The organism is Streptomyces sp. IBSBF 2435 (assembly GCF_036815005.1).
In the GTDB taxonomy this organism is placed as follows: domain Bacteria; phylum Actinomycetota; class Actinomycetes; order Streptomycetales; family Streptomycetaceae; genus Actinacidiphila.
Map to the genome: position 1 here is coordinate 1 of NZ_JAJSYW010000312.1, position 4525 is coordinate 4525.

The 4525-nt window shown below is 71.9% G+C and carries 3 protein-coding genes; all 3 read right to left on the reverse strand.

Translation table 11 applies throughout. The features are described from left to right. Positions 1–629, reverse strand: a 629-nt coding sequence (locus V7E46_RS32620) for a biotin/lipoyl-containing protein (RefSeq protein WP_333771785.1), incomplete at its 3' end; no start/stop codon positions are given. 55 nt (positions 630–684) lie between these two features. Then, a complete protein-coding gene (lpdA, locus tag V7E46_RS32625) occupies positions 685–2073 on the reverse strand; it encodes a dihydrolipoyl dehydrogenase (RefSeq protein WP_333771786.1) in 1389 nt (462 codons plus the stop codon). A 243-nt stretch (positions 2074–2316) separates the two neighbouring features. After that, positions 2317–3825 (reverse strand): leucyl aminopeptidase, encoded by a 1509-nt coding sequence (locus V7E46_RS32630; RefSeq protein ID WP_333771787.1) that lies wholly within the window; start codon positions 3823–3825, stop codon positions 2317–2319. Between the last annotated feature and the right edge of the window lie 700 nt (positions 3826–4525).

Consider the following 4525-nt stretch of genomic DNA (forward strand, 5'->3'; position numbering starts at 1 on the left):
TCGCCGATCACCGCGAGCCGGGCGCCGACCTCGGCCGTACCGTCCTCCTCGACCAGGATCTCCAGCAAGGTGCCGGCCACGGGCGAGGGGATCTCGGTGTCGACCTTGTCGGTCGAGACCTCCAGCAGCGGCTCGTCGGCCTCGACGCTCTCGCCGACCGCCTTGAGCCAGCGGGTGACGGTGCCCTCGGTCACGCTCTCGCCGAGCGCGGGCAGCACGACATCGGTGCCGGATGCGCCGGACGAGCCGGCGGTCGCCTCCGCGGTCGGGGCCGGAGCCGGGGCTTCGGTCTCGGTCGACGGAGCGGTCGGGGCCTCCTGGGCGGGCTGGGCCTCGGCCTCGGGTTCCGGCTCGGCCGCCGGGGCGGGGGTCGCGGCGGGTGCGCCGCCGCTGCCGTCGTCGATGATGGCCAGCTCGGCGCCGACCTCGACCGTCTCGTCCTCGGCGACCTTGATGGACGCGAGGGTGCCGGACGCCGGCGAGGGGATCTCGGTGTCGACCTTGTCGGTCGAGACCTCGAGCAGCGGCTCGTCGGCCTCGACGCGCTCACCTTCGGCCTTGAGCCAGCGGGTGACGGTGCCCTCGGTCACGCTCTCGCCGAGCGCCGGCAGGGTTACGGAAACCGCCATGGTTGCGGTTACTCCTCACGATCTGTGCGGATGGGTGGCGTGGTGGAGGGTGGACCTAGTCGTGCGAGTGCAGCGGCTTGCCCGCGAGGGCGAGGTGGGCCTCGCCCATGGCCTCGTTCTGCGTCGGGTGCGCGTGGATGAGCTGCGCGACCTCGGCGGGCAGCGCCTCCCAGTTGTAGATCAGCTGCGCTTCGCCGACCTGCTCGCCCATCCGGTCGCCGACCAGGTGGACGCCCACGACGGCACCGTCGCGGACCTGGACGAGCTTGATCTCGCCCGCGGTCTTGAGGATCTTGCTCTTGCCGTTGCCCGCCAGGTTGTACTTGAGCGTCACGACCTTGTCGGCGCCGTAGACCTCCTTGGCCTTGGCCTCGGTGATGCCCACGGACGCGACCTCCGGGTGGCAGTACGTCACCCGCGGCACACCGTCGTAGTCGATCGGCACGGCCTTGAGGCCGGCCAGCCGCTCCGCCACCAGGATGCCCTCGGCGAAACCGACGTGCGCGAGCTGGAGCGTGGGCACCAGGTCGCCGACGGCCGAGATGGTCGGCACGTTCGTCCGCATGTACTCGTCCACCAGGACGAAGCCGCGGTCCATCGCGACGCCCTGCTCCTCGTACCCGAGGTTCTGCGAGACCGGGCCGCGGCCGATCGCGACCAGCAGCACCTCGGCCTCGAAGGTCTTGCCGTCCGCCAGCGTCACCTTCACACCGTCGGCGGTGTACTCGGCGCTCTGGAAGAAGGTGCCCAGGTTGAACTTGATGCCGCGCTTGCGGAAGGCCCGCTCCAGCAGCTTCGAGCTGTTCTCGTCCTCGACCGGCACCAGGTGCGGCAGACCCTCGATGATGGTCACGTCGGTGCCGAAGGACTTCCACGCCGAGGCGAACTCGACGCCGATCACACCGCCGCCCAGCACGATCGCGGTCTGCGGGACCCGGTCGAGGGTCAGCGCGTGGTCCGAGGAGATGATCCGGTCGCCGTCGATGGACAGCCCTGGCAGCGAACGCGGTACGGAACCGGTCGCGAGCACCACGTGGCGGCCCTGGATCCGCTGTCCGTTCACATCGACCGAGGTCGGGGACGACAGCCGCCCCTCGCCCTCGATGTACGTCACCTTGCGCGAGGCCACCAGGCCCTGCAGGCCCTTGTAGAGGCCCGAGATCACGTCGTCCTTGTACTTGTGGACGGCGGCGATGTCGATGCCCTCGAAGGTGGCCTTCACGCCGAACTGCTCGCTCTCGCGAGCCTGGTCCGCGATCTCACCGGCGTGCAGCAGCGCCTTGGTGGGAATGCAGCCGTTGTGCAGACAGGTGCCCCCGAGCTTGTTCTTCTCGATCAGGGCGACGTCCAGTCCCAGCTGCGCAGCACGCAGCGCGGCTGCGTAGCCGCCACTGCCGCCGCCGAGGATCACTAGGTCGAAAACAGTGCTGGCGTCGTTCGCCACGTCACGTCCTCCATGCATGGGTTCGCCGGAGCCGGTCCACCATGACCGGGCGGCGGCTTTGGTTCGGCCGCTTTGTCTTAAAGGGGGCCCTGTCGTGCCGAGACAACATCTTCGCACTTCTCAGGGGCAAGCGGGCCACCGGGCCTGCCCGTGGGAACACCGCGTGCGGCCCCCGGCATGTCGCCGGGGGCCGCACGTGACACATCTCACCCGATCTTCACCGCCGGAGCGGCCGTCGCCCGATCAGAGCAGGTCGCCCTCGGCGGTCCGCCGGGCCAGCGCCACCAGGGTGCGTACGGCCGAGCCGGTGCCGCCCTTGGGGGTGTAGCCGAACGGGCCGCCCTCGTTGAAGGCCGGGCCCGCGATGTCCAGGTGCGCCCAGGTGATGCCCTCGCCGACGAATTCCCGCAGGAAGAGCCCGGCGACCAGGCCGCCGCCGGGGCGCGAGCCCATGTTGGCGATGTCCGCGGTCGGGGAGTCGAAGCTCTTGCGCAGCTGCTGCGGCAGCGGCATCGGCCAGGAGTCCTCGCCCTCGGCCAGCGCCGCGGTGTGCACGGCGGTACGGAAACCGTCGTCGTTCGCCATGATCCCGAACCGGCCGTCGCCCAGCGCCAGCACCATCGCACCGGTCAGCGTGGCCACGTCCACGATCGCGTCCGGGGCCTCCTCCGACGCCCTGGCCAGCGCGTCGGCCAGCACCAGGCGGCCTTCGGCGTCGGTGTTCAGCACCTCGACCGTCTTGCCGCTGTACATCTTCAGGACGTCGCCGGGGCGGGTCGCGCCGCCGCCTGGCATGTTCTCGGCCAGCGCCAGCCAGCCGGTCACATTGACCGCCAGGCCCAGCCGGGCCGCCGCCACGACCGCGGAGAAGACCGCCGCGGCCCCGCTCATGTCGCACTTCATCGTCTCGTTGTGCCCCGGGGGCTTGAGCGAGATGCCGCCCGAGTCGTACGTGATGCCCTTGCCGACGAAGGCCAGCGTCCGGGTGGCCTTGGCGTGCGAGTACGCCACCCGCACCAGCCGCGGCGGCGTCGCCGAGCCCTGCCCGACGCCCATGATGCCGCCGTAGCCGCCCTTGAGCAGCGCCTTCTCGTCCAGCACCTCGACCTTCAGGCCGTACTCCTTGGCCGCGGTCTGCACCGCGGCGGCGAAGGCCTTCGGGTTCAGGTCGTTCGGCGGGGTGTTGATCAGGTCGCGCGCCCGGTTGACCTCCTCGGCCACCGCGGTCGCCCGCTCCGCCGCCGCCTTGTACGCCTTGTCGCGCGGCTTGGCCCCCACCACGGCGACCTCACCGAGCGGGCCCTTGCCCGAGTCGGCCTGATACGCCGTGAACGCGTACGCGCCGAGCAAGGCGCCCACCGCGACCGCCTCGACCTGCGCCGGGTCGCCCGCGGGCAGCGCGAACGCCGCCTTCTTGGCTCCCGTCAGCGCCCGGGCGGCGGTGCCCGCGGCCTTGCGCAGCGCCTCGGGGTCGAACCCCGCACCCTCCTCAGGCGCGTCCCCCAGGCCCACCGCCACCACGACCGCGGCCTTTACGCCGTCCGGGGCGGGGAGCTTGGTCAGCTCGCCCTCGGCGCCGACCGCGCCGAGCGTCTCCAGCGTCGAGGCGAGCTTGCCGCCGAACGCGGCATCCACCGTTTCCGCCCCTGGGGCGAGCTGCGGGCCGCCCTTGGCGGCCTTGCTCACCCCCACGACGACGGCGTCCGCGCGCAGCGCTGCGGCGGCGGAGGTACTGAGTGTCAGAGCTGTCACGGTGGCTTAGGTCCTATTCGGTCGAGGTCCTTGTCGAAGGCCGGTGGATGGCCCGGCCGGGCCGTGCCCGCATCGTATTCCGCCACATCCTCGGGGCGTCCGCGGTGCCCATCGGCTGCGCCGAGCCTACGCTGAGCCCCTGCGGGGTGCGACGTAGTCGGCAGGTCCCCACCCGTGGGTTGTGCCCGCGCCTGGCGGCGCGGGGCGTCTTCCCCTGGGTTTCGCCTGGAGGCACCTTCGCTCGCCCGCGCAGGTAGGAGTCCGGCGAACGGTCCGCCTGTGGGGGCCCTGGAGCGTCGGCGACAGCACGGCCGCGGGTGACGGTGTGCCCGGGCAGGTCGATCAGGCGCCTTCCGGGGAGGGTGCGGCGGGCGGTGCCCCCGGACTGCCCCCCACTTCTCCCGCCCACGGGTCTGCGGACGCCGATGGCGGCGGCGGGGACGATCCTGGGGTGTCCGCGCAGGACTGCCCCGCAGGAACGTTCGCGCAGAGCCGAGTGCGCGGTCCGAGGAGGTACCCCCGGAGCGGCACCGACCCCACCCACCACCGGAACCCGCACCCGAAAAAACCTTCCCCCAGCGCCACCCCTGGGGGTACCCCCAGGGGCGGGCGGGCGGAGAAAACCGATCAACGCAGCCCGAGCACAAGAAACGCAGCCGTACCCCCCACTTCGGCAACCGCCCCGAACACATCCCCCGTC